This window comes from Comamonas sp. NyZ500 (assembly GCF_016772095.1).
Classification (GTDB): domain Bacteria; phylum Pseudomonadota; class Gammaproteobacteria; order Burkholderiales; family Burkholderiaceae_C; genus Comamonas; species Comamonas thiooxydans.
Window position 1 is genome coordinate 80,921 of sequence record NZ_JAEIJE010000016.1, and the last position, 24,207, is coordinate 105,127.

Below are 24,207 nucleotides of genomic sequence, written 5' to 3' on the forward strand. Positions count from 1 at the left end.
GCGCAAACGACAAAGGCTTCCACGGGAAGCTTTTTTTGTATCTGTGCGCTGCGGGCGGGGCTAGTTCTGCGCTGTCGTGCTGTCCAGCATCCGTGACCGGCGCCACGGGCCCCAGCGGTAGTAGGCGATGGACAGCAGCATGGATGCCAGCGCGCTGAGCGGAAAACTCCACCACAGCGCATCCTGCCCCCACAGCGGCTGCAGCCCCCAGGCCAGAGGCAGGCGCAGGCCCCAGAGCGTCAGGGCCAGGATGGCCAGGGGCGCCAGCACTGCACCCGTGGAGCGCACCACGCCGGCCAGCACGCTGCTCACGCCCAGCAGCATGAACGAGCCCAGCACGATGCGGTTGAGATGGCGTGCAGGCTCCAGGGCCGTGCTGCCCTCGGGCAGGAACAGGGCCAGCACGGATCGGTCGCAGGCCAGAATCAGGGCCACGCAGGCGCCGGTCAGCAACAGGTGGCAGGCCACGCCGGCACGCGCCGTACGCGCCACGCGCGGCCAGTGACCGGCGCCCACGTTCTGGGCGGCGATGGTGGTGCAGGCCGAGGCCACGGCAATGGCCGGCATCTGGACATAGGTCCACAGCTGCAGGGCTGCGCCGTAGGCGGCCGAAACCTGGGCGCCATGGGTGTTGATCAGGGCCAGCATCAGCACCAGGGAGAGTGAGACCAGCAGCATCTGCAGGCCCATGGGCAGGCCCTTGATGACCAGGCAGCGCAGCAACTCAGGCACAGGCCGCCAATGGCGGCGCTGGCGCCAGCCTATCCACAGCGGCAGGCGCTGCCAGCGCAGCCAGGCCAGCAGGCCCGCAAGGCCGAGGCTGTTGGCCACCAGAGTGGCCAGGGCCGAGCCCGCCATGCCAAGGCCTGGCAGGGGGCCGGCGCCGAAAATGAACAAGGGGTTGAGCAGGGCATCGCCCAGGGCCACGCCCAGCAGGGCCACGAAAGGCGTGCGACTGTCGCCTGTGCCGCGGAGCACGGCGGCCACGAAGATCAGCAGCAGCATGGGCGGCAGCGCGAGAAAGAGCACGCGCAGATAGTCCACGGCCAGTGCGGCGGTGGCAGGCTCGGCCCCCATGATGCCCAGCATGGGGGCGGCCAGCGGCCAGCCCAGGGCGGCCATCAGCAGGGACATGCCCAGAAACAGGCTGGCACTGGTGCCTGTGATGCGGCGGGCCAGGGCCCAGCGGCCCGCGCCCACGGCCTGAGCCACCAGCAGATTGGCGGCCTGGCTGATGCCGAAGACCAGAGCAATCAGCGCAAACAGCAGATTGTTGGCATGCACGGCCGCAGACAGCGCACTCTCGCCCAGATGGCGTCCGATCCAGAAGGCATTGACCGAGGTATTGAGCGACTGCAGCACATAGCCGCCCCACAGTGGCAGGGAAAAACGCAGCAGGGCGCGGCCTATCGGTGCGTGAGTCAGTGGCTGGTGCATGGGGAAAAGGAAGTTGCAGAGCACCAAGCGGAGGGACTCTGCAAGAAAAAACCCCGCGCGGCACAGGCCGGCGGGGCGGGCACCGGCGGGGCCGGTGCGGGGAGGGCTGGGCTTAGAGCGCCTGCATTTCCTTGTTCAGCTGGGTGGGGTTCTGGGGAGCGGCAGCAGGCGCGGGAGCCGCTTCGGCCTTTTTGCCCAGATCGGCAGGAACATCCACATAGGGCAGCTTCAGGGCCGAGCTGGTCATGCGGCGGATCTCGTTGGTATAGGCGGCATCCTCGTTGATCTTGCGGCCGTAGGAGGGCACGATCTGCTGGATGTGAGCCTTCCACTCGGTGCTGGCCATCTGCTCGGGGAAGGACTTCTTGAGCAGGTTCAGCATGATGTGGGGAGCGGTCGAGGCGCCGGGCGAGGCACCCAGCAGGGCGGCAATGCTGCCGTCTTCCGAGCCAACGATTTCGGTGCCGAACTGCAGCACGGCGCCTTTTTCAGGGTCGCGCTTGATGATCTGCACGCGTTGGCCGGCGGTGACCAGCTTCCAGTCCTCGCGCTTGGCTTCGGGGAAGTACTGGGCCAGCACGGCCTGACGGTCGGCGTCGGTCAGCTCGGCCTGCTGCATCAGGTACTGGACCAGGTCCAGGTTGTGGATGCCCACGCGCAGCATGCCCATCAGATTGTCATGGGTGACCGAGGAGAACAGGTCCCACCAGGAGCCGTTCTTGAGGAACTTGGTGGTGGCCAGTGCAAAGGGGCCAAACAGCACCACGGGCTTGCCGTCGAGCTGGCGGGCGTCCAGATGGGGCACGGACATGGGAGGCGAGCCGGTGGAGGCAATGCCGTAGGCCTTGACGTCGTGGCGCTTGGCCAGCTCGGGGTTCTCGATGGCCAGGAACTGGCCGCCCACGGGGAAGCCGGCGTAGTTCTTGGATTCGGGGATGCCCGAGGCCTGCAGCAGCTTGAGTGCGGCACCGCCGGCACCGACGAAGACGAACTTGGCCTTGACGGTCTTTTCCTGGCCGCCCTTGGCCAGATCGGCCACGGTCACGTTCCAGGTCTTGTCGGCGTTCTGGCGCAGGGCCGTGACTTCGCTTTGCAGGTGCAGCTGGAAGTTGGGGCCCTTCTGGAGCGAGGCCATCAGTTGCTCGGTCCAGACGCCATGGTTCACGTCGGTGCCCAGGGGCATATAGGTGGCGGCGATCTTCTGGGCCGGGTCGCGGCCTTCGATCATCAGCGGGGCCCACTTCTTGATCTGTGCCTGGTCTTCGGAGTACTCCATGCCGTAGAACAGGGGGTTCTGGACCAGGGCTTGCTGGCGCTTCTTGAGGAAGGCGATGTTGTCATCACCCCAGACGAAGCTCATATGGGGCGTGGCGTTCACGAAAGTCTCGGGCGACTGCAGGTGGCCGCGGCCGACCTGGTGGGCCCAGAACTGGCGCGTCACCTCGAACTGCTCGGCAATGCTCACGGCACGCTTGGTTTCCACGCTGCCGTCGGGCAACTGGGGCGTGTAGTTGAGCTCGGCAAAGCCGGAGTGGCCGGTGCCGGCGTTGTTCCAGCCGTTGGAGCTTTCCAGGGCCACGCCGTCCAGGCGTTCGAAGACCTCGATCTTCCAGTCGGGCTGCAGTTCCTGCAGATAGGTGGCCAGCGTCGTGCTCATCACGCCGGCGCCTACCATCACCACATCAACGGGCTGCTCGTTCTCGGCCTTGGGCACGGAGCGAGGGAATATTGGCCAAAACAAAAATAACAGCGCGGCCAGGACCAGGGCCGCGACGGCTCCCAGTCCTGCTTTGATCGACTTTTTCATGACTTTTTCTAGACTTGACTATCAAAAAAGCCTGCGGGCAGGCGGCAGGCTTTTTGCGAAGATACGGGGCAAGTCCTATAAAAGACATGAGACTCCCCGACCTGGGGATTGTCCTAGGGAAGTCAAAATCTGACGCTAATCAATTCGTATTAGGGTGCTTTGTGCTAGGTGTGAGGCGCGTCTGTGGATGCCTTGATGAGGCAGTCATGTCGGGCACAGGCAACAAAAAAACCGCCCTGAGGCGGTTTTGATGTTTTTGCTGACAGCGCACCCGTTACAAACGGCAGATGACCTAAGTCATCCGTGCTTGAGGGAGGCTGGTATTAGGCAGCCAGAGCCAGGGTCTTGACCTTGGCGGACAGGCGGCTCTTGTCGCGAGCTGCCTTGTTCTTGTGGAAGATGCCCTTGTCAGCGATCGCGTCGATCACGGACTGAGCCTTGGCAAACAGTTCAGCTGCCTTGGTCTTGTCGCCGGCCACAACAGCCTTCTCGACATTCTTGACAGCAGTACGGTACTTGGAACGCAGCGAAGTGTTCGCAGCGTTCAGCTTGACGTTCTGGCGGGCGCGCTTGCGGCCAGAAGCCAGGCGGGGGTTCTTTTTGGCTTTAGTTGCCATGATTTATTTCCTTGTGTGTCTGAGGATGATGTCAGCAAAACCGTGGATTGTATCACCCCCTGTGCGGCTTTGCCGCTTCCCCCTTTAAGGGGGACGACATCCTCGCGGCGGGGCGGCCCTTGCTCGATGTCTCTGTGTTGGGCCGTGTCTGGTTTGAGATCGCTGGATTGCTACAGAGTGAAAAGCGCCGCAAATCAGCCTGCAGCGCTTGGCATGAACGCATACACTTCGCTGCGTGTCACTGTTCAAAGCCGCCTCCACCGTATCCCTGATGACGCTGGCCTCCCGTGTTTCGGGGCTGGTTCGCGATCTGCTCATGGCCTCCATGTTTGGAGCCAATGCCCTCACAGACGCGTTCAATGTCGCCTTCAGAATTCCCAACCTGTTCCGGCGCCTGTTCGCCGAAGGGGCTTTCAGCCAGGCCTTTGTGCCGGTGCTGGCCGCGAGCAAGACCCGGGATGGCGAGGAGGCCACGCGCCACCTGATCAGCCATGTCGCAACCATGCTGTTCTGGGCTCTGCTGGTGGTCTGCGTCTTGGGCGTGATCGGCGCGCCGCTGCTGGTCTGGCTGCTGGCCAGCGGCATGCGCCAGTCACCCGACGGCTATCACGCAGCCGTGGTGATGACGCGCTGGATGTTTCCCTATATCGGCTTTATGTCGCTGGTGGCTCTGTCGGCAGGCATTCTCAATACCTGGAAGAAGTTCGCGGTGTCGGCAGCCACGCCCGTGCTGCTCAATATCAGCATGATCGTGGCGGCTCTGCTGGGAGCCCCCTGGTTCGAGAAGCAGGGCATAGAACCCATCTATGCCATGGCTGGCGGCGTGATGCTGGGCGGCGTGCTGCAACTGGCGGTGCAGATTCCTGCGTTGCGCTCCATGGGGCTGATGCCGCGCATCGGCTTCTCGTACGCAGCCATTCGCGCAGCCTGGGACGAGGCGGGTGTGCGTCGCATCCTGGCACTGATGGGGCCGGCGCTGCTGGGGGTAGGGGTGGCCCAGGTCTCATTGATGATCAACACCCAGATAGCTTCCTATATGGCGCCCGGAAGCGTGACCTGGTTGTTCTATGCCGACCGTCTGATGGAGTTTCCCACGGCCTTGCTGGGCGTGGCTCTGGGGGTGGTGCTGACGCCGCAGCTGGCTTCAGCCAAGGCGGCAGGTGATGGCGAGCGCTATTCCAATATGCTGGACTGGGGTCTGCGCCTGGTTGTGCTGCTGGCCGTGCCCTGCGCCGTGGGGCTGCTGACCTTTGCCACGCCGCTGGTGGCCACGCTATTCCATCGCGGTGCCTTGCATGACAGCGATGTGGGGCAGATTGCCCTGGCTCTGATGGGCTACGGCGCCGGCCTGCTGGGCCTGGTGGCCATCAAGGTGCTGGCGCCCGGCTACTACGCCAGCCAGGACATCCGCACACCCGTGAAGATTGCAATCGTGGTGCTGGTGATTACGCAGTTGCTCAATCTGGTGCTGGTGCCCTGGCTCAAGCACACCGGGCTGGCCCTGTCCATCGGCCTGGCTGCACTGGTCAACGCGAGCTGGCTGCTCACGGGCTTGTTGCGTCGCGGTACCTACAAGCCCAGGCCGGGCTGGTTGAAGTTCATCGTGCAGGTGATTGCGGCCAGTGCCTTGCTGGCGGTGCTGCTGCTCTGGGGCAGTCAGCACTTCGACTGGGTGGGCTTGCGCAGCAATGGCTTGCTGCGCGCAGGTCTGCTGGCTGCCATGATGGTCGGTGCCGCCGTGCTTTACTTTGGCGTGCTGATGCTGTCGGGCCTGAATCTGCGTCAATTGCTGCGCCGTTAAAGCTTGAGCTGCTCATGGAAAAGTGAGCGGTCAGCGCAGGTTTTACAGGCGTATCAAGGGGATTTCGCTTGCATGACCTGCCAAGGCGGCTTACAAATCAGCCTATGAGCTGGACGATAGACGAGTACCCCACGGCCCTGCAGTATTTTGCGTCTTTGGTGCAGAGTGATGAAAACTTTGCCTTGATGGAAGCCGCCATCAGCATTGCTCAGGATGCCGAACCTGATCTTGACCTGCAGGCCGTGCTGGCCGAGCTGGACAGGCTGCAAGTGCGTTTGGTGCAGCGTCTGGCCGGCGAGGAGGACGGTTTGCGCAAGCTCGGTGCGCTCAACAAGTTCTTCTATGGCGAGCTGGGCTTTGCCGGCAACCTCAACAACTATTACGACCCTGCCAACAGCTACATCCACCATGTGCTGCAGACAAGGCGCGGCATTCCCATCAGCGTGGCACTGGTCTGGCTGGAGCTGGCTGCCGGCATCGGTCTGACGGTGGAGGGCATAGGCTTTCCAGGGCATTTTCTGGTCAAGGTCATGCTGCCGCAGGGGCAGGTGGTGCAGGATCCGTTGACAGGCGACTCCTACTCCGCAAGCGCCTTGGCAGAGCGCCTGCAGCCGTTTCTCGATCAGGCCGGCATTTCACCCGATGATGCGCCGCCGCTGGGGCTGTATCTGCAGGCCGCTCATCCGCGAGATGTCGTGGCGCGCATGCTGCGCAATCTGCAGGAGATTCATCAGGTCCAGAAAGACTGGCCCATGCTGGTGGCCGTGCTCAATCGCCTGATCCTGCTGCAGCCTGGCCGCGAGGAGCTGTTCCGGGACCGCGGCATGGCGTATGCCCAATGGGGAGTGATTGAAAGAGCGCTATCGGATCTGGAGCGTTATGCGCCTGCCGCACAAGGGCAGGAGGCCGATTACATCGCCAAAACCATTGCCCGGCTGCGCCGCGCAGGTTGAGTGCCTTGGTGGCAAGCAGCTTGCTTACACCAGTTGTGCGGCTTCCAGCTCTTTCTTGAGGTAGGCATAGAACAGCGGCGCTGCCACCAGGCCTGCTGGGCCGAAGACGGACTCGGCCACAAACATCACGGCCAGCAGCTCCCATACGCCCATATGCGTGCGTGTTCCCACCACCTTGGCGTTGATCACGTATTCAGCCTTGTGAATCAGGATCAGAAAGCCCAGGCAGGCAGCAGCAGCTATGGGTGATACGGACAGGCCGACCAGCGTCAGCACGGCATTGCACAGCAAGTTGCCGACGATGGGGATCAGCCCGGCGATGAAAGTCAGCGTGATCAGCGCGGGGGTGTAAGGTAGTTGCAGCTTCCAGATCGGCAATATGGCCAACAGGAAGACGGACGTCAGCAGCGTGTTGAAGGCTGCAATCCAGAACTGGGCGGCCACGATCTGCTTGAAGGCCAGGGCAAAGTGACCGATGCGCTGCTGCAGGGCCTGCACCAGCGGCGGGTGACGCGTGGCGATGGGGCGAACGGCTGCCAGCGCGCCGATGATCAGGCCCACATAGGCATAGAGCAAGCCAGTGAGCCAGGCTCGGCCTGCAGTGGCCAGCACACCGGCCTTGGCGGCCAGATAGCCGGCCAGCTTGCTTTGAATTTCCTGAGCGCCGTCAGGCAGTTGGTCGGCAATGTCCGAAGGCAGTTTTTCTCGCAGCTCCAGCACCGTGGCCGCCAGATAGTCCAGCAGTTCCTTGTACTGGGCGGGGGCTTCGGTGATATAGGTCCGGGTCTGGGAGAGTGCGCCGCTGAGCAGGGCCAGCGGTGCCAGAATCACGATGGTGGTGGCAACCACCTGGGCCCAGCGTGGCAGCTGGTTGCTGGCAAAGGCGCGAGGGTTGGCGCGTGACAGCAGGCGCGACAGCGAGCGGGTAAGCATGAAGCCTACGCACACACACAGCAGGCCGGGGAGTATTCCCTGATGCATGACGAGCAGCAATGCTGCTCCCATCAATATGTAACTGGCCAGTATGACCTTGGGCGAAGGGCCCGGTTGCGTAGTGATGGGGGCGGGCAAATGCTGCGTCATTCAGGCTCGGGGTAGAGGGGCTGTGATGAAGGCCTGCTTAGCGCACTTCAACGGGCTTGCCGGAGCCGATTTCCGTGATGGCGCCGATGCTGTAGACCTTCTCGCCCAGCTCGGCCAGTGTGGCTGCCGTGGCTTCTGCGTCTTCAGCGGCCACCACCACCACCATGCCGATACCGTTGTTGAACGTGCGGTTCATCTCGATGTCGTCAATGCCGGCGGTCTTTTGCAGCCAGGCGAACAGCTCGGTCTGGGGCCAGCTGCCGGCCTTGAGATGGGCTGCGGTGCCTTCGGGCAGCACGCGGGGAATGTTCTCCAGCAGGCCGCCGCCCGTGATGTGGGCCAGGGCCTTGATGGGGTGCTTGTCCAGTGCGGCCAGCACGTTCTTCACATACAGACGGGTGGGCTCCATGATGGCTGCCTTGAAGGGCTTGCCGTCCAGAGTCGCGGGCACGCTGCCCTGGGCTTCGGCGCGCTCGATGCACTTGCGTACCAGCGAGAAACCGTTGGAATGCACGCCGTGCGAGGCCAGACCCAGCACCACATCGCCGGGCTTGACGTTCTGACCGCTGAGGATCTTGGACTTTTCGACCGCGCCGACGGCAAAGCCGGCCAGATCGTATTCGCCATCGGGGTACATGCCGGGCATTTCAGCGGTTTCTCCACCGATCAGTGCGCAGCCGGACAGCTCGCAACCCTTGGCGATACCGCCCACCACGGCAGCGGCCGTGTCCACATGCAGCTTGCCGCAGGCGAAGTAGTCGAGGAAGAACAGGGGCTCGGCGCCCTGCACCAGCACATCGTTCACGCTCATGGCCACCAGGTCGATGCCCACGGTGTCGTGCATATTCCACTCGAAGGCCAGCTTGAGCTTGGTGCCCACGCCGTCGGTGCCGGACACCAGCACGGGTTCCTTGTAGCGCTTGGGCACTTCGAACAGGGCGCCGAAGCCGCCGATGCCGGCCATCACGCCTTCGCGCATGGTTTTCTTGGCCAGGGGCTTGATGCGTTCGACCAGTGCGTCGCCTGCGTCGATGTCAACACCGGCGTCTTTGTAGGAAATGGGGGTAGAGGAGGATGCGGAAGAGCTCATCGATGGATCCGGTGCGGGGGCGCCCTGCTGGGCGGAAACCCCGGGATTCTACGGCGCTTGCCCGTGCAGCGGGGGCGCCCGGACATGCGTCAAAGGGTTTTGCTGGAGCATTCATGGCCTGACTACAACAACGGCAGTAGGCAAAATCAGCCCGAAGCCGCTCGGGGGCTGCGAGTGCAGACTAAAATTGGCGCTTTTGTTACCGAGTGATCACGCTAGGGCATATTGCAGGGCCTGATCTAAGTGCGCGTCCGGGCCTTTGTATCTTCCACCATTGATGCTGATGAATCTCCTGCCAGATTTCGCCGCATGGGCTGTTGAATGCCCAGGAAAGGGGGCGCTGCGCGTATGTCGCAGATGAAGCAGCTGGCTCTGGATATCAGCATGGCGCCCGGCCCGACGCTCGCGCGTTTCTTCGTCGGCCCCAATGCTGCGCTGATCGATCATCTGCGTCACTGGGTGGGCGATGGTCAGCTGCAGCAGTCGCGCACGCCGGTGCCCACCTATCTCTGGGGAGAGGCCGGGTCCGGCAAGAGTCATTTGCTCAAGGCGGTGCGAGAAGCTTTGCGCGAGCAAGGCGCGATGGTGGGCTGGATGGATGCATCCACGCCATTCCCGCCCGAGTTCGACGAGCGCTGGGCCGCCGTGCTCATGGACGATGTGGATATCTACACACCGTTCCAGCAGGCGCGTGCCTTCAACTGGTTTGTGAATGCCACCAGTCCCGCCACCGGCCTGCCGCGCTGGGTGCTGGCTGCGGGCCAGCTGCCAGTCGCCGATCTCAAGATGCGTGAGGACTTGCGCACCCGTCTTGGCTGGGGTCATGTCTATCAGCTGCATCTGCTCGACGAGTCGGCACGACGTGCCGTGCTGCGTCAGGAAGCCGATGCCCGTGGCGTGTTTCTGAGCGACGAAGTGATGGATTACATGCTCAGACGCTTTTCGCGCGATCTGGGCTCGCTGATGCAGCTGCTGGACATGCTGGACGGTTTTGCCTTGCGCAACAAGCGCGCCATCACCATCCCGCTGCTCAAGACCATGCTGGAAACCGAGTGAGGCCCCCGGTCACGCTCCCCGCTTTGGCCATGCCACAGCATTTTTTGTTGGATTTGAATGTCGACTTCTGAATTGGCTATCAAGCCCAGGCTGGCCCTGTTTGACCTGGACCATACGCTGCTACCGCTGGACTCCGACCATGGCTGGGGCGAGTTCTCCATCGCCATCGGCTGGTGTGACCGCGAGGAGTTCGGGCGCCAGAACGATGCTTTTTTTGACGACTATCTGGCCGGTCGTCTCAACATTCCCGACTATGTGCGCTTTGCCACGGCTGCCGTGGTTCAGCGCGGCGAGGCTGCGGCCACGGCTGCGCACCAGCGTTTCATGGACGAAGTGATTCGCCCCGCCATGAAGCCTGCCGCCCTGGCATTGGTGCAGCAGCACCTGGATGCGGGCGATACCGTGGTCATCACTTCGGCCACCAACGAGTTTGTGACGCGTCCCATCGCCCAGGCCTTTGGCGTGCAGCATCTGCTGGCGACCGAGCTGGTGCGTGATGGCAGCGGCTGGTTCACCGGCGAGATCGCCGGCACTCCCAATATGCGCGAGGGCAAGGTCGTGCGCATGACCGAATGGCTGGCCCAGCGCGGCCTGCGATGGGAGGACGTCGAGGCGACCTTCTACAGCGACTCCATGAACGATGTGCCGCTGCTTGAAAAAGTGGATCACCCGGTGGCCACCAACCCCGATGCGCGCTTGCGTGCCCTGGCCGAGGAACGCGGCTGGCGCATCGTGGACCTATTTAGCGAAGCACCATGATCAAGACCATTATTGACAAGCTGCTGGGCAAGGCGCCCGCAGCCCCCCGCTCGCGCAAGCCCAAGTTCGGCAAGCGTGAGGAAGTGCCGGTTCAGGTGCATGGCATAGACCCGAATCTGGTGGACCGTCGCGCCATCGATGTGGTGCAGACCCTCAAGCGCTCGGGCCACGAGGCCTATATCGTCGGCGGCGCCGTGCGCGACCTGCTGCTGGGTCTGCGTCCCAAGGACTTCGACGTGGCCACCGATGCCACGCCCGAGCAGGTCAAGAACCTGTTTCGCCGCGCCTTCATCATCGGCAAGCGTTTTCGCATCGTGCACGTGGTCTATGGCCGTGGCCGCGAAAACGAAGTCATCGAGGTGTCGACCTTCCGTGCCTTTCTTGACAACAGCGCGGCCGAGCAGGTCAGCGGCAATGAACGTACCAGCAAGAATCAGCTGGCTGGGCTGAAGCATGCCGTGGATGCCAGCGGCCGCGTGCTGCGTGACAACGTCTGGGGCCCGCAGGACCAGGATGCCACGCGCCGCGACTTCACCATCAACGCCATGTACTACGACCCCGAGACACAGATCGTGGTCGACTATCACGGCGGCATTGCGGACGCCAAGAAGAAGGTGCTGCGCATGATCGGCGATCCGGCCACGCGCTACCGCGAAGACCCGGTGCGCATCATTCGTGCCGTGCGCTTTGCCGCCAAGCTCAGCGGCAAGGGCTTCAAGCTCGAAGCCAAGACCGCCAAGCCTCTGGTCGAGTGCGAGCCGCTGCTGCAGGAAGTGCCGCAAAGCCGCTTGTTCGACGAAATGCTCAAGCTGCTGCAGACCGGTCACGCGCTGGCTTCGGTGGCACAGCTCAAGGAACTGGGCCTGTCGCGCGGCATCTATCCGCTGCTGGACGTGGTCATGGAGCGCGCCGACCATCCCTTCGTGCAGGCAGCACTGATGGATACCGACCGCCGCGTGGCCGAAGGCAAGCCCGTGGCGCCCAGCTTCCTGCTGGCCTGCGTGCTGTGGCAGGACGTCAAGCAGGGCTGGGAAAAGCGTCTGGCCAAGAGCTATCACCCTTTCCCTGCGCTGCAGGAGTCGATTGACGAGGTGTTCGATCAGCGTATCGGCGATGTCTCGGGCCGGGGCAAGCTGGCTGCCGATATGCGCGAGATCTGGGTCATGCAGCCGCGCTTTGACAAGCGCACCGGAGCCACCCCGCACTCCATGGTGGCGCAGCCGCGCTTCCGCGCCGGCTTTGACTTCATGCGCCTGCGTGCCGATATCGGCGAGGTCGAGGAAAGCCTGGCCAGCTGGTGGCAGGAGTTCCAACAGGCCGATGATGCCCAGCGCGATGATCTGATTGCCCAGGCCCGCGACGAACAGCGCGCCCGCCAGCGTGCCCAGCAGCAAACGGCGCCCAAGGTGCATCGCGTGACCAAGAAAAAAGCCGAAGGCGAGCAGGACAGCCCGCTGGATCAGGTGGCCTCAGAAGGCGATGCCGCCGCGCCCAAAAAGCGCCGTCGCCGTCGCCGCAAACCATCCGCCGGTGCTGCTTCGGTCGCCGGTGGTAATGAATAAACCGGTGGCGCTGGCGGCCGACACGGTTGCGGTCGGTCTCGGGGCCAACCTCGGCGATGCACGCCGGACCCTGTCCTGGGCCGTGGCGGCGATGGCCGGGCTGGCCCGGACCGAGCTGTTGGCCGTGTCCTCGCTCTACAGCAGCAAACCCATTGATTCGTCCGGGCCTGACTATCTGAATGCGGTGGCGTTGCTGCGCACCGGGCAGGAGCCGCTGGATCTGCTGCATGCGCTGCAGGCGATCGAGCTGCAGGCCGGACGCGAGCGCCCCTACCGCAATGCACCGCGCACGCTGGATCTGGATATCGAGCTATGGGGCGACCGGCACTCGGATGCTACCGAGCTGACCCTTCCCCACCCGCGCATGTGGCAGCGTGCCTTTGTGCTGCTGCCGCTGGCCGAAATTGCGCCCGGCTGCGTGAGTGCTGAACAACTACAGGCAGTGGCAGACCAGGGCATAGAGCGCAGCCTGGCCCAGGGCTGGTGGATAGAGCAGTCAGCGTAGTTTAGATTTGATAGCTTCTCGCGCTTGCCTGGCAAGCGATTGAGGCTGAACTAACTAAAAAAGCCCCGGAGCCGTCAGGCTGCCGGGGCTTTTTTATCAGTGCCAGGACTCGTCAGTCGACCTTGGCTCCGGAGGCCTTGACGATGGGCTGGTACTTGGCGCGCTCGGCAGCCATGAACTTGTCGAATTCGGCGGGCGTGGAGCCCACGGGTTCGGCCATCAGGGCGTTGAAGCGGGTCTTGGTTTCCGGTGCTTGCAGAGCATCATTGAAGGCCTTGCTCAGCTTGTCCAGCACGGGCTTGGGGGTGCCGGCCGGGGCAACCAGTCCCCACCAGGTGTCGATGGCAAAACCGGGGTAGCTCTTGGACAGCGCGGGCACGCCGGGCAGCAGTGGCGAGGCATTGAGCGAAGTCACAGCCAGAGCCACCAGCTTGCCGCTCTTGATATTGGGCGCGGCCGCAGCCAGGTTGTCGATATTGAAGTCCACCTCGCCGGACAGCAAGGCCAACTGGGCGGGGTTGGCGCCACGGTAGGGAACGTGCAGCGCAAAGATGCCGGCCTTTTGCTTGAGCATCTCGCCCGCCAGATGGCCAGCGGAGCCATTGCCGCCGCTGCCGTAGTTGAGCTTGCCGGGATGGCTCTTGGCGTAGGCGATCAGATCGGCCACGCTATGGATCTTGAGTTGCTCGGCCTTGGCGGCATTCATCACCAGCACATTGGGCACGCGCACCATCTGGGTGATGCCGGCAAAGTCCTTGCCCGCGTCATAAGGCATCTTGGTGTAGAGCCAGGGGTTGACGGCATGGGTGGCCGTGGCGGCCAGGCCTATGGTCAGGCCGTCGGGCTGTGCCTTGGCAATGGCGTCGGCGCCGATGTTGCCGCCAGCGCCGGCCTTGTTGTCGATGATGACGACGCCCAGGGAATCGCGCACTCGCTCTGCCAGCGCGCGGGAGGTGATGTCCAGCGGACCACCGGGCGCATAGGGCACGATCAGACGGATGGGTTCTTGGGCCTGGGAGAGGGGAGAGGCCAAGGCAGCAACGGCCGCCATGACCGAGAGAAGGCTGTTTCTACGGTTCATAGAGCTCTATTGTGCAAAAAATTGCAGCGGCTCCGGAACTGGCGGTTACTTGTGCAAGAAAATTGCGCGTAAACCCTGATGCGGCATGGAGTGCATCGGGGTTTGCGCAAAACAGCGTTCTTACTTGTCCGCTTCGGAGGTAAAGGCGTCGGCGTAGAACTCTTCGGCAGGTAGCGCGCGTTCGCTGGTATAAGCGGCGCGGGCCGAGTCCACGACGATGGGAGCACCGCAGGCATAGACCTGGTAGCCAGACAGGTCGGCAAAGTCGTCCAGCACGGCCTGGTGGACAAAACCGGTACGGCCCGTCCAGGCATCCTCGGCCAGGGCATCGGAGATCACGGGCACATACCTGAATTGGGGCATGGCGGCCGTGTGCTCGGCAATCCAGCTGGCGTCATACAGGTCGGTGGGGCGGCGGCCACCCCAGTACAGCGTGACGGGGCGGTTGATGCCCTTGTGGCGCATATGCTCGATCAGTGCCTTGATAGGGGCAAAGCCCGTGCCCGAGGCGAGCAGGATGATGGGCTTGTCCGAGTCCTCGCGCAGGAAGAAGCTGCCGAACGGGCCCTCCACACGCAGAATTTCCTTTTCCCTCATGCCGCCGAAGACATGATCGGTGAACTTGCCGCCTTCCATGTGACGGATATGCAGCTCGATGCCGGGTGCAGTCTCCTGCACATGGGGCGCGGTGGCCATGGAATAGGCTCGGCGGGCACCGTCGCGCAGGATGAACTCCACATACTGGCCGGCGTGGTAGCGGAACTTCTCGCTGGCCGGCAACTGCAGGCGCACCTGCATCACGTCATGCGACTTCTTCTCGAGAGCGGCCACGCGCACGGGCATCTTCTTGATGGGGAAGGAGCTGGCGTCCGTGACCTGGCGCGACTCCAGCACCACATCGCTGTGGGGCGTGGCGCAGCAGGTCAGCACATAGCCGCCGGCTTCTTCTTCGGCTGTCAGAGCCTTGTCCGAGTGCGTACCGTGGCTGACTTCGCCGCTGAGCTTCTTGCACTTGCAGGAGCCGCAAGCACCGTCCTTGCAGCCATAGGGCAGGCCGACGCCGGTGCGAATGGCCGCGGCCAGAATGGTTTCAGCGCCCTGAGTGGCAAAAGCACGTCCGCTGGGCTGGACGGTAATTTCAAACGAAGCGTGGGCAATCTCGGTCATGACGTTTTGGTTATCCTTGAAGGCGTATCCGGCAGCCTTTTTGTCGGCGCTGCTGCTGTCGCAGCAACGCCAGTGGCTCCTTAGATCTTGTACGCAGCAGGTCCCGATTTTGCCTTCAAACCAAAGCCCATTGGGCGCGCTGCCAGCGCGCTTTCGTCGTGAACGCTTATTGATCGTCGGCCACGGCGATGTGGGTCAGCGCGTGGCCCGATTGTTGGTCGCTTCAGGCCGTGGCAGGCACGGCATTCAGGTACTGGCTTTGAGCCGCAGCCCAGGTCGGGCCGAGCAACTGCATGCCCATGCCGTGAGGCCCTTGTGGGGGGATCTGGATGATCCGGCAAGCCTGCGCAGGCTGGCAGGCATTGCGACGCGGGTGCTGCACCTGGCGCCGCCTCAGGCACCGGCTGCCGGGGATGAATGCTCGTGGCTGGACTCCCGCACCACGGCTCTCATGCGGGCACTGCGCCTGCGCAGCCTGCCGCGCAGTCTGGTCTATGCATCGACTTCGGGGGTCTATGGCGACTGCGAGGGGCAGTGGGTGGCCGAAACCCGGTCCGTCGCGCCGACGACTGCCAGAGCTCAGCGCCGCGTGAATGCCGAGCTTGCAGTGCGCTTTGCAGGGCGCTTGGGTCTGCGGGCCAGCATATTGCGCATTCCCGGCATCTACGCACCTGATCGTGAGGGCGGTACGCCCCGCGCCCGGCTGCAGCGTGGCACGGCCGTGCTGCAGTCCGAGGACGACGTCTATACCAATCATATTCATGCCGACGATCTGGCACGTGCTTGCCTGCTTGCGCTGTGGCGCGGCAAGCCGCAGCGCATCTATCACGCGAGCGACGACACGCAGTTGAAGATGGGAGATTACTTCGATCTGGCGGCCGATCTCTACGGCCTGGCCAGGCCGCCGCGCATTTCGCGCAAGCAGGCGCAGACAGAACTGCCGGCGAGTCTGCTGAGTTTCATGAGCGAGTCGCGGCGGCTGTCGAATCAGCGGCTCAAGCACGAATTGCGGCTCAGGCTGCGCTATCCCACGGTGACCGAGGGCCTGCAAAGCTAGGCAAAGCACAGAGCACGATCCTCAAAAATTCGCGTGGCCAGGCAATGGGCGGCAAGCAAGCGCCGCCGCGCAGCGAAGCTGTCGCCCCCTGGGGGAAGGCGCACAGCGCCTCAGGGGGATTACGGTATCGGATGCACGCCGCCGCGGTTGTCATAGCAGCGAAAGACATTGCAGTTGACGATCTTGGCGGGCGGCTGCGATGGCGTGGGACGTGCCGGCGGGTAGCGGTTGGGATAGCCATAGCCCCACTGCGGGCGGTTGATGGCATTGGGCTGCAGTGCCCGGCTTTGCTGCAACTGCTGGTAGGCGGCTGCGCCCAGGCAGCTCATCTCCATCTGGGCCTGAGCCGCCTGGCTGCGCTCACCCCAGGTGGCCGGGTCGGGGCTGGCTTCGGCCAGTATGGCGTTGTAGCGCTCGCGGGCCTGGCGGCAGGCGGGCGTGTTTTCCAGATTGGCACCGGCCCGGGCCTGGGCTTTCTCGGCGGCCTCGCGTTCCTTGCGCTCCTGCTCTTCACGCTGGCGGCGCTGGGCTTCGTCGCGCGCCATCTGGGCCTTGCTGCGTTCCCGCGCCTGGCTGGCATTGGCACGCTCGGCCGCAATTTCCTCGGCGCTTTGCGCAGCCTGAATCTGTGTGCTCATTTCGCCCGAGATGCAGCGGCCATTGGTATAGGTCACCTCGCCGGTCTTGGCATCGACACAGCGCATGACCTGAGCCTGGGCCGTGCCTGCGATCAGCACCCAGCCCAGCAGCAAGCCCAGCGGCAGCTTGCGCATGGTGACGGCGGGAGATAGGGGCTCTGGCATGACCGCTCCTTCAAAGGCGTTTGAGTGCCTGCAAATTATGAAGTGGCGGCAAGAAAAGCAGAAGCGGTGCCGTGCCGCAGCGTCCGGTCAGCGCCAGTCACCGCGAGGAGGAAAGCCTTGCTGCTGACCTTCGCGCTGGCGTTGCTGCTGGCGCTGATCGCGCTCACGTTCGCGGTCTTGCTGCTGGCGGTCGCGGGCCTGTTGCTGGCGATCACGTTCGGCCTGCATGCGGTCACGCTCGCGCTGCTGCGACTGCTGTTGTTGTTCGCGCTCCTGCTGGCGGCGTATCTGGTCCTGATCGCGGCGATTCTGGGATTGCTGACGATCCCATTCGCGGCGCTGCTGGTCCCGGTCGCGCTCCATCTGACGCTGCCATTGCTCGCGATCGCGCATGTTCTGGGCGCGCTCGCGTTCCAGCTCGCGCTGGCGCTCCCATTGACGGCGCTCACGCTCGCGCCATGCCCAGTCATTGCTGTCCTGACCCTGGTAGACCGGATAGGCGGGATAAGCGGGCTGGGTGCTGTAGATGGTGGTGGAGCCATAGCTGCCACCGTAGCCGCCGCCATAGCCGGAGTCGTACTCGCCGGGAACCGCGCAGGCAGTGCACAGCACGGCCAAAGCCCCCATGCTGGCCCAGCGCGTGGAGGTGGACATCAATGACTGCAGGGATGGTTTCATGGCGTGTCTGGTGAGGTGTGGGTGGGCGCAATGCCCTGTGCTCTTAACGTCCGGCGGCTATTCCAGGTTGACTTCGCTACGTTGTATGCTCATTAAATGAGAGCTCGTTTGGCTTTGTGGACGCTCGTTAAGGATGGTTTTTCCTTGATTTTTCAGATTGACGCCATAGTGACCCTTTTGTCAAAAGCGCTGCCAAAGCGTCGCTAGAATGACTTCGTCTTGCGGTGAATTCCGGTTCACTGCAAAGCAGCGTTCTCAGGGCGGGGTGCAATTCCCCACCGGCGGTATCTGCGGCAATGCCTTGCATTGACTGCAGCAGCCCGCGAGCGCCTGCAGTCTCGCCAGAGGCTGCAGGGTCAGCAGATCTGGTGAGATGCCAGAGCCGACGGTCATAGTCCGGATGAAAGAGATCGCGCAGCATCGGTCCGTGATGCAGCTATCGCTGCCGCATGGGCGGGTGTATCAGCGCACGCCCTGATTCATTGGAATTTTCTGGAAATACCACCATGAATCAGACCCCCATCTCCATGAACTTTGCCACTCACGCGACTTCCGAAGGTACGCCCTGGAAGGCTGTGGCCGGCCGCAGCCGCATTGCCATCATCAGCGCCAGCTGGCACACCGAAGTGGTCTATCAGGCCCGCGATGCCGCTCAGGCCGAACTCCTGGCACAGGGCGTGCAGGCCGGCAACATCACGCATTTCAGCGTGCCCGGTGCCTTTGAAATCCCGCTGCTGGCCAAGAAGCTGGCGCAAAGCGGTCGTTTCGATGCAGTGATCGCCACGGCACTGATCGTCAACGGCGGCATCTATCGTCATGAATTCGTGACCACGGCCGTGATCGACGGCCTGATGCGTGTGCAGATGGACTCCGAAGTGCCCGTGTTCTCCGCCGTGCTGACGCCGCGCGATTTTCACGAGCATGGTGATCATGTGGAGTTCTTCCGCCAGCACTTCGTGAAGAAGGGTGTGGAAGTGGCCCATGCCTGCCTGAGCACGCTGGACCAGCATGCCAAGGTGGATGCTCTGCTGCAGGCCAAGGCTGCCTGAGCGGCAGGTGTCAATGAAGGAACGCCCCAGTCTGGGGCGTTTTTCTTTGGCGCTGCTGCCATTTCGCGAGCAAGGGCTTGCGGCGGGTTTTTCCAGCACAGCCCGGGGCGCTTGCCGATCCCTGAAAACACTGATTGTTGTGCCGGTGTAGCACTCGCTGCACCTATGTGATTGCCTCATTGCCAATTGCCTGTCGCGGGGCATAAGGTTGCGTCTTGTCTCAACCGAGTGGAGTGCGCAATGAAGAATTTTGGCAAGTTGTGTATCGCGACAGTCGTAGCTGGTATGGCTGGGGGCGTGATGGCCCAGGAGCAGATCATCAAGATCGGTCATATCGGCCCGACCTCCGGCCCTCAGGCTCACTTCGGCAAGGACGATGAAAACGGCGTGCGCATGGCCATTGAGGACCTGAACGCCAAGGCCATGGAAATCGGAGGCAAGAAGGTCAAGTTCGTGCTGGTGGCCGAGGACGATGTGGCCGATCCCAAGCAGGGCACGGCGGCTTCGCAAAAACTGTGCGATGACAAGGTGGCCGGTGCAGTGGCCTTTGTGAACTCCGGTGTGGCGATTCCTTCTTCCAAGGTGTTCCAGGACTGCGGCATTCCCATGATCACGGGCGCTGCGACCAATCCCGATCTGACCAAGCCCGGCTGGAACACCACCTACCGCGTGATTGCCAACGACAACGCCCTGGGCGCGGCGCTGGCTAGCTATGCGGCCAAGAATCTCAAGCTCAAGAATGTGGCCGTGATCGACGACCGCACGGCCTATGGCCAGGGCCTGGCCAATGTGTTCAAGAAGGATGCCGCAAAGCATGGCATCAAGATCGTGGCCAACGAGTTCACCAACGACAAGGCCACGGACTTCATGGCCATTCTGACCTCCATCAAGGCCAAGAAGCCCGATGCCATCTTCTACGGCGGCATGTATGGTCAGGCCGGCCCCATGCTGCGTCAGATGGCCCAGCTGGGCATGAACGACGTCAAGATGTTTGGCGGTGACGGCATTTGCGTGACCGAGCTGGCCAAGGTGGCTGCCGGCGCCAAGCCGCTGGAGAACGTGGTCTGCGCCGATGGCGGAGCCTCCATTGCCAAGATGCCTGGCGGCACGGAGTGGAAGAAGCGCTATGACGCCAAGTATCCGGGCCAGTTCCAGGTCTACAGCCCCTACTTCTATGACGGCACCATGCTGCTGGCCGACGCCATGAAGCGTGCCAATTCATGGGACCCCAAGGTCTATATCCCCTTCCTGCAGAAGTCCGACTATTCGGGTGTGACCTCCAAGATCCAGTTCGAGAAGAATGGCGAGATGAAGAACCCCAGCTATACGCTGAGCCGCTATGTGAACGGCAACAAGACGCCTATCGATCTGAACTGATTGCCTTGAGTGCACCAGGCCATGTGGTGTGGCCTGTTTTGCAAAGCCTGCGGATGCCTCGCATTTGCAGGCTTTTTTGCTTTCGGTCTTTGGGGGGGAGGCAGGCATGGATGGCTGCTGGCTGGGGCGTTGCACGCGAAAGGATTGCGCTAGTTCTGCATGCCCTCTAGCTGCGCGAAATACTCGCGCAGCACCTCGATGGCCTCGCGCACCTTGGCGGGCAGGCTGTCGCGGCTGGCGGTGACGGCCCAGATGTCCAGCATGCCCATATCCCAATCAGGCAGCAGGCGCACCAGGCTGCCCGTCTCCAGACTTGCCGCCACGTCATGGGCAGAAAGCAGGGCAAGCCCCAGACCCGCTTCACAGAACTGCTGCACCGCGCTGCGATGGTTGCTTACCATGAGCGGTCGCACCTGCAGCCGGTACTCCTGCGCCGTGCCCTGCTGACGCCACAGAAAGTCGGCCTGGGCGTCGTCACTGCGGCTCATTTCCAGCCAGGGCAGCTGTGCCAGCTCGCTGGGGTGTCGAGGCGTGCTGCCGTGGGCCTTGATCCAATGCGGCGAGGCGCAGAGCAGGGTGGCGCTGCGTCCCAGATGACGGGCCACCCAGCTGGAGTCCTGCAGATTGCCGAAGCGCAGCGCCAGATCCACGCGCGCCTGGATCAGGTCTATGGGAGCGTCATCCATGAGCAGGCGCAGCCGCAGCTCAGGATGCATGGCCAACCATCGGCCCAGCGCCGGGGCCGCATGCTGGGTAAAGCCGGCCGGGGCAGCCAGACGCAGTTCGCCGCTGGGCCGCTGATGCTCGGCAGCCAACTCGGCGCGCGCCCGGCTGGCGGCCTCGCACATGGCTGCGCACTGGATGTAGAAGCGCTGGCCGGCATCGGTCAGCGTCAGTTGGCGCGTGGAGCGGTGCAGCAGCGTCAGGCCAGCATCGTGTTCCAGCTGACGGATATGCTGGCTGACGGCCGAGGGCGTCATGTCGAGCTGGCGGGCAGCCGCGCTCATGCTGCCGCGCTCCACCACGGCGGCAAAAATGGCCATGCGTCTGAAATCTTCCATGAGGCTATTTTGAAGTGCTGCTTCAAGGTCATGGTGGCTGAAAGGGGTTTTTCTCGCGATTAATGGCGATTAATCTTTAGCCCTGTTGAAGATACAAGGAGTTTTCCATGAAAGTTGCATTGATTGGCGCCACGGGTTTTGTCGGTGCCGGGTTGCTGGATGAGTTGCTGCGTCGCGGTCACGAAGTCGTGGCCCTGGTACGCAAGCCCGAGGCCGCTGCAGCGCGCGAACATGTGCAGTTCGTCAAGGCCGATGTGCTCAAGGCCGACGAGGTACAGCGCGCCGTGACCGGCTGCGATGCGGTGGTCAGCGCCTATAACGCAGGCTGGAGCAATCCCAATATCTATGACGATTTCATGCAGGGATCGCGCGCCATCGTGCAAGGTGTCAAGGCTGCGGGCATCAAGCGTTATCTGGTCGTGGGCGGAGCCGGCAGCCTGTATGTGAATGGTCAGCAACTGGTGGATTCGCCCGATTTTCCGGCCTTCATCAAGCCCGGCGCCTCGGCGGCACGCGACATGTTTGCCGAGCTGCAAAAGGAGGCTGCTCTGGACTGGACCATGCTGAGCCCGGCCGTGGGCTTCCATGGCGGCTCCGATGCGCAGTCCAGGGGCCGTACCGGTCACTACCGTACAGGCAAGGACGAACCTTTGGTGCAGGCCGACGGCCAGCCCGGCGATATTTCGGTTCAGGACCTGGCCGTGGCATTGGTCGATGCCCTGGACAGGAACGAACACGTCAAGGCTCGTTTCACCGTCGCGTATTGATCAAGCCCTGCCGTCGCCCGGTCCGACCCCATTGATTGATGGGGCAAGGCCGGGCCGTCTGTCTGCTGTCATGCTGCAAGCGCACAATTTCGGGTTTTGCGGCGCCAGACGCCTGCACGCCTTGATTGCATGACAGAAACCTTGACTGCCCCTATCGAATCGACCCGATCTCCCACCCAGGCCTGGCTCAGCGTGATTGCGCTGGCGCTGGGTGCTTTTGTCTTCAACACCAGCGAGTTCGTGCCGGTCGGTCTGCTCAGCAGCATTGGCGCCAGCTTTGACATGCAGGTGGAGCAGGTGGGGCTGATGCTCACTATATACGCCTGGGTGGTGGCGCTGGCCTCGCTGCCCTTCATGCTGCTCACGCGCAATGTGGAGAGGCGCAAGCTGCTGATGGGCGTGTTTGCGGTGTTCGTGCTCAGCCATCTGCTCTCGGGCGTGGCCTGGAGCTATGCGTCCCTGGTCATCAGCCGCATCGGCATTGCGCTGTCGCATGCGGTGTTCTGGTCCATCACGGCCTCGCTGGCCGTGCGGGTGGCGCCTCCGGGCAAGAAGGCCATGGCGCTGAGCCTGCTGGCCACGGGTACTTCCGTGGCCATGGTGCTGGGCATTCCGCTGGGCCGCATCGTGGGTGAATGGCTGGGCTGGCGCATGACGTTTCTGGCCATTGGCGCGGTGGCGGCGGCGGTGATGCTGGTGCTGGGCAAGCTCTTGCCTCGGCTGCCCAGCGAGAACGCAGGCTCCCTGTCCAGTGTGCCCATGCTGTTCAGGCGCCCGGCCCTGGTCGGCATCTATGCGCTGCTGGTGGTGGTGATTACCGGCCAGTTCACGGCGTATAGCTATATCGAGCCCTTTGTGCAGGACATCGCCGGCCACGCCGGCGATGTGACCACGGCCGTGCTGCTGCTGTATGGCGGCATGGGTATTGTGGGCAGCGTGCTGTTCGGCTGGTTCGGTCTGCGCTTTCCGCGCGGCTTTCTGCTGGCGTCCATCGGCGTGCTGGCGCTGAGCCTGTTGCTGCTGGTCATGAGCAGCACGCATGTCTGGAGCCTGTATCTGCAAAGCTCGGTCTGGGGCATCGCCATGATCTGCTTTGCGCTGTCCATGCAGTCCAAGGTGCTGAATCTGGCGCCCGATGCCACCGATGTGGCAATGTCCATGTTCTCGGGCATTTTCAATATCGGCATTGGCGGCGGCGCACTGCTGGGCAGCATCGTCAGCCAGCAATGGGGCATGACGCATATCGGCCTGGTGGGCGGCCTGCTGATTGCCATGGGCGGCGCGCTCTGGTTGTTCATGATGCTCAAGCTGGCCGACAGCTTCCGTTTGAAGTCCTAGTTTTGTATACAAAACTGGCCTGACTCTTGCATGGGTGGTTTGTCTCAAACTTTTTAGAGAGGAAACCACCCATGAAAGCGTTTGCCGCTACCTTCACCACCATCGCCCTGGCTGCGGCCAGCCTGTCGGCTCAGGCCCAGAGTTCCGTGCAGCTCACTGGCACCATTGATAGCTATGCGGGCTCCATGAAGCTGGCAGGGCAAGAACGCGTGGCCTCGGTCGGCTCCGGCGGTCTGACCACTTCCTGGTGGGGTGTGAAGGGCGTGGAGGATCTGGGCGGAGGTCTCAAGGCCGACTTCAATATCACCAGCTTTTTTCGTGCCGATACCGGTACCCCCGGCCGCTTTGATGCCGACCCCTTTTTCTCGCGTGATGCCAATGTGGGTCTGGCTGGCAGCTTTGGTCGTGTGAGCCTGGGTCGTGGCCTGGCACCGAACTTTCTGCCCACGGTGCTGACCAATCCGTTTGGCGACTCCTTCACGGTCTCGCCGCTGGTGCTGCATGCCAATATGACGACCGCGGCCTGGGGAGCGGACAGCCTGACCACGGCCTCCAACACTGGCTGGAGCAACCAGATCCTGTATTCCACGCCCAGCTTCGGCGGTCTCAGGGCCAATGTGCATTACCAGTTCGGCGAGCAGACCAGCAGCGGCAACAAGGGCAAGAAGAATGTGGGCCTGAACCTGATGTACTCGGGCGGACCGCTGAGCCTGACTGCGTTCTACGAGCGTGCGCAGATCAGCAATCCGGTATCGCTGGCGGTGATGCCGACCAAGAGCAACTGGATGGTGGGCGGCAGCTATGACTTCAGCGTGGCCAAGCTCTATGCCACATACGGCCAGGCCAGGATCGACGCCCAGGACCGCGAGAATACCACCTACTCGCTGGGTCTGGATATTCCTGTCAGCGGAACGCCTGGAACCTTCAAGGCAGCGGCTGCACGCACCAAGTCGGAAGTGGGCAATGTCAGCGGCACACGCACCACCGTCAGCCTGGGCTACGACCATTTCCTGTCCAAGCGCACCGACGTCTATGCCGTGGCCATGTATGACCGCGTGAGCATGGACATTCCCAACAAGTCCGGCACCAGCGCCCTGGTGGGCATCCGTCACCGTTTCTGAGAACAGATCTTGTGTTGCACCAGTTTCATGCATGGGCA

22 protein-coding genes and 1 riboswitch are annotated in these 24,207 nt (G+C 62.9%); of the genes, 12 read left to right on the forward strand and 10 right to left on the reverse strand.

The features are described 5' to 3' along the window. Positions 1 to 60: 60 nt before the first annotated feature. The 3 genes from JAO85_RS20040 to rpsT all read right to left on the reverse strand — a co-directional run bounded on the left by JAO85_RS20040 (position 61) and on the right by rpsT (position 3,861). Entirely contained in the window at positions 61 to 1,437 is a 1,377-nt protein-coding gene (locus tag JAO85_RS20040; RefSeq protein WP_039049194.1) for an MATE family efflux transporter, read from the reverse strand. Between the two features lie 112 nt (positions 1,438 to 1,549). After that, complete coding sequence (gene mqo, locus JAO85_RS20045; protein ID WP_046461553.1) at positions 1,550 to 3,244, reverse strand: malate dehydrogenase (quinone); 1,695 nt, start codon at positions 3,242 to 3,244, stop codon at positions 1,550 to 1,552. A gap of 323 nt (positions 3,245 to 3,567) precedes the next feature. Further along, positions 3,568 to 3,861, reverse strand: coding sequence for a 30S ribosomal protein S20 (gene rpsT, locus JAO85_RS20050; RefSeq protein WP_003052598.1), 294 nt, complete (start codon positions 3,859 to 3,861; stop codon positions 3,568 to 3,570). 235 nt (positions 3,862 to 4,096) lie between these two features. Here rpsT and murJ point away from each other — a divergent pair, with 235 nt between their 5' ends. Then, a complete protein-coding gene (gene murJ, locus JAO85_RS20055) occupies positions 4,097 to 5,662 on the forward strand; it encodes a murein biosynthesis integral membrane protein MurJ (RefSeq protein WP_012839454.1) in 1,566 nt (521 codons plus the stop codon). Positions 5,663 to 5,766: 104 nt separating this feature from the next. Then, positions 5,767 to 6,615: a SirB1 family protein gene (locus tag JAO85_RS20060; RefSeq protein ID WP_003070846.1), complete on the forward strand. Its 849-nt coding sequence runs from the start codon at positions 5,767 to 5,769 to the stop codon at positions 6,613 to 6,615. A gap of 24 nt (positions 6,616 to 6,639) precedes the next feature. Here the strand turns inward: JAO85_RS20060 and JAO85_RS20065 are convergent, their stop codons facing one another. After that, on the reverse strand, positions 6,640 to 7,698 hold the full coding sequence (locus JAO85_RS20065) for an AI-2E family transporter (RefSeq protein ID WP_003070847.1): 1,059 nt from the start codon (positions 7,696 to 7,698) through the stop codon (positions 6,640 to 6,642). A gap of 37 nt (positions 7,699 to 7,735) precedes the next feature. Then, complete coding sequence (gene purM / locus JAO85_RS20070) at positions 7,736 to 8,788, reverse strand: phosphoribosylformylglycinamidine cyclo-ligase (RefSeq protein WP_003070848.1); 1,053 nt, start codon at positions 8,786 to 8,788, stop codon at positions 7,736 to 7,738. 357 nt (positions 8,789 to 9,145) lie between these two features. Here purM and hda point away from each other — a divergent pair, with 357 nt between their 5' ends. The 4 genes from hda to folK are packed head-to-tail and all read left to right on the forward strand — an operon-like array spanning position 9,146 to position 12,670. Beyond that, positions 9,146 to 9,844, forward strand: coding sequence for a DnaA regulatory inactivator Hda (hda, locus tag JAO85_RS20075; RefSeq protein WP_003070849.1), 699 nt, complete (start codon positions 9,146 to 9,148; stop codon positions 9,842 to 9,844). A 57-nt stretch (positions 9,845 to 9,901) separates the two neighbouring features. Beyond that, on the forward strand, positions 9,902 to 10,603 hold the full coding sequence (locus JAO85_RS20080) for an HAD family phosphatase (protein WP_202788842.1): 702 nt from the start codon (positions 9,902 to 9,904) through the stop codon (positions 10,601 to 10,603). Next, positions 10,600 to 12,165, forward strand: coding sequence for a polynucleotide adenylyltransferase PcnB (gene pcnB, locus JAO85_RS20085; RefSeq protein WP_202788843.1), 1,566 nt, complete (start codon positions 10,600 to 10,602; stop codon positions 12,163 to 12,165). The genes JAO85_RS20080 and pcnB overlap by 4 nt, the downstream gene beginning before the upstream one ends. Next, complete coding sequence (folK, locus tag JAO85_RS20090) at positions 12,158 to 12,670, forward strand: 2-amino-4-hydroxy-6-hydroxymethyldihydropteridine diphosphokinase (RefSeq protein ID WP_039049079.1); 513 nt, start codon at positions 12,158 to 12,160, stop codon at positions 12,668 to 12,670. The genes pcnB and folK overlap by 8 nt, the downstream gene beginning before the upstream one ends. Positions 12,671 to 12,782: 112 nt before the next feature. Here folK and JAO85_RS20095 read toward each other — a convergent pair whose 3' ends face one another. Both JAO85_RS20095 and JAO85_RS20100 read right to left on the reverse strand, forming a co-directional pair. Then, entirely contained in the window at positions 12,783 to 13,751 is a 969-nt protein-coding gene (locus JAO85_RS20095; RefSeq protein ID WP_012839449.1) for a tripartite tricarboxylate transporter substrate binding protein, read from the reverse strand. A 120-nt stretch (positions 13,752 to 13,871) separates the two neighbouring features. Then, positions 13,872 to 14,918, reverse strand: a complete 1,047-nt coding sequence (locus JAO85_RS20100) for a CDP-6-deoxy-delta-3,4-glucoseen reductase (RefSeq protein WP_039049080.1) — start codon at positions 14,916 to 14,918, stop codon at positions 13,872 to 13,874. Between the two features lie 109 nt (positions 14,919 to 15,027). On the opposite strand from JAO85_RS20100, the gene JAO85_RS20105 reads away from it, so the two are divergent. Then, a complete protein-coding gene (locus JAO85_RS20105) occupies positions 15,028 to 15,975 on the forward strand; it encodes an SDR family oxidoreductase (protein ID WP_202788844.1) in 948 nt (315 codons plus the stop codon). Between the two features lie 119 nt (positions 15,976 to 16,094). Here JAO85_RS20105 and JAO85_RS20110 read toward each other — a convergent pair whose 3' ends face one another. Next, entirely contained in the window at positions 16,095 to 16,778 is a 684-nt protein-coding gene (locus JAO85_RS20110; protein WP_202788845.1) for a DUF4124 domain-containing protein, read from the reverse strand. Positions 16,779 to 16,865: 87 nt separating this feature from the next. Then, positions 16,866 to 17,456 (reverse strand): hypothetical protein, encoded by a 591-nt coding sequence (locus tag JAO85_RS20115; RefSeq protein ID WP_202788846.1) that lies wholly within the window; start codon positions 17,454 to 17,456, stop codon positions 16,866 to 16,868. A gap of 247 nt (positions 17,457 to 17,703) precedes the next feature. Continuing rightward, positions 17,704 to 17,872, forward strand: a riboswitch (FMN riboswitch). A gap of 90 nt (positions 17,873 to 17,962) precedes the next feature. Between JAO85_RS20115 and JAO85_RS20120 the strand changes: the two genes are divergently transcribed. Together JAO85_RS20120 and JAO85_RS20125 are read left to right on the forward strand one after the other, a co-directional pair. Continuing rightward, the gene (locus JAO85_RS20120) at positions 17,963 to 18,505 is read left to right on the forward strand and encodes a 6,7-dimethyl-8-ribityllumazine synthase (protein WP_003069072.1); all 543 of its coding nucleotides are present in this window, start codon (positions 17,963 to 17,965) and stop codon (positions 18,503 to 18,505) included. Between the two features lie 240 nt (positions 18,506 to 18,745). Further along, a complete protein-coding gene (locus JAO85_RS20125) occupies positions 18,746 to 19,882 on the forward strand; it encodes a branched-chain amino acid ABC transporter substrate-binding protein (RefSeq protein ID WP_003069075.1) in 1,137 nt (378 codons plus the stop codon). Positions 19,883 to 20,031: 149 nt separating this feature from the next. Here the strand turns inward: JAO85_RS20125 and JAO85_RS20130 are convergent, their stop codons facing one another. Then, entirely contained in the window at positions 20,032 to 20,943 is a 912-nt protein-coding gene (locus JAO85_RS20130; protein WP_039049083.1) for a LysR family transcriptional regulator, read from the reverse strand. A gap of 107 nt (positions 20,944 to 21,050) precedes the next feature. Between JAO85_RS20130 and JAO85_RS20135 the strand changes: the two genes are divergently transcribed. From JAO85_RS20135 to JAO85_RS20145, 3 genes are all read left to right on the forward strand, one after another. Further along, on the forward strand, positions 21,051 to 21,710 hold the full coding sequence (locus JAO85_RS20135) for an NAD(P)-dependent oxidoreductase (protein ID WP_012839444.1): 660 nt from the start codon (positions 21,051 to 21,053) through the stop codon (positions 21,708 to 21,710). A gap of 129 nt (positions 21,711 to 21,839) precedes the next feature. Further along, positions 21,840 to 23,048, forward strand: coding sequence for a sugar transporter (locus tag JAO85_RS20140; RefSeq protein WP_039049084.1), 1,209 nt, complete (start codon positions 21,840 to 21,842; stop codon positions 23,046 to 23,048). A gap of 71 nt (positions 23,049 to 23,119) precedes the next feature. After that, positions 23,120 to 24,169 carry a porin gene (locus tag JAO85_RS20145; protein WP_202788847.1) on the forward strand — a complete coding sequence of 350 codons (1,050 nt, stop codon included), beginning with the start codon at positions 23,120 to 23,122 and terminating at the stop codon, positions 24,167 to 24,169. Positions 24,170 to 24,207 lie beyond the last annotated feature (38 nt).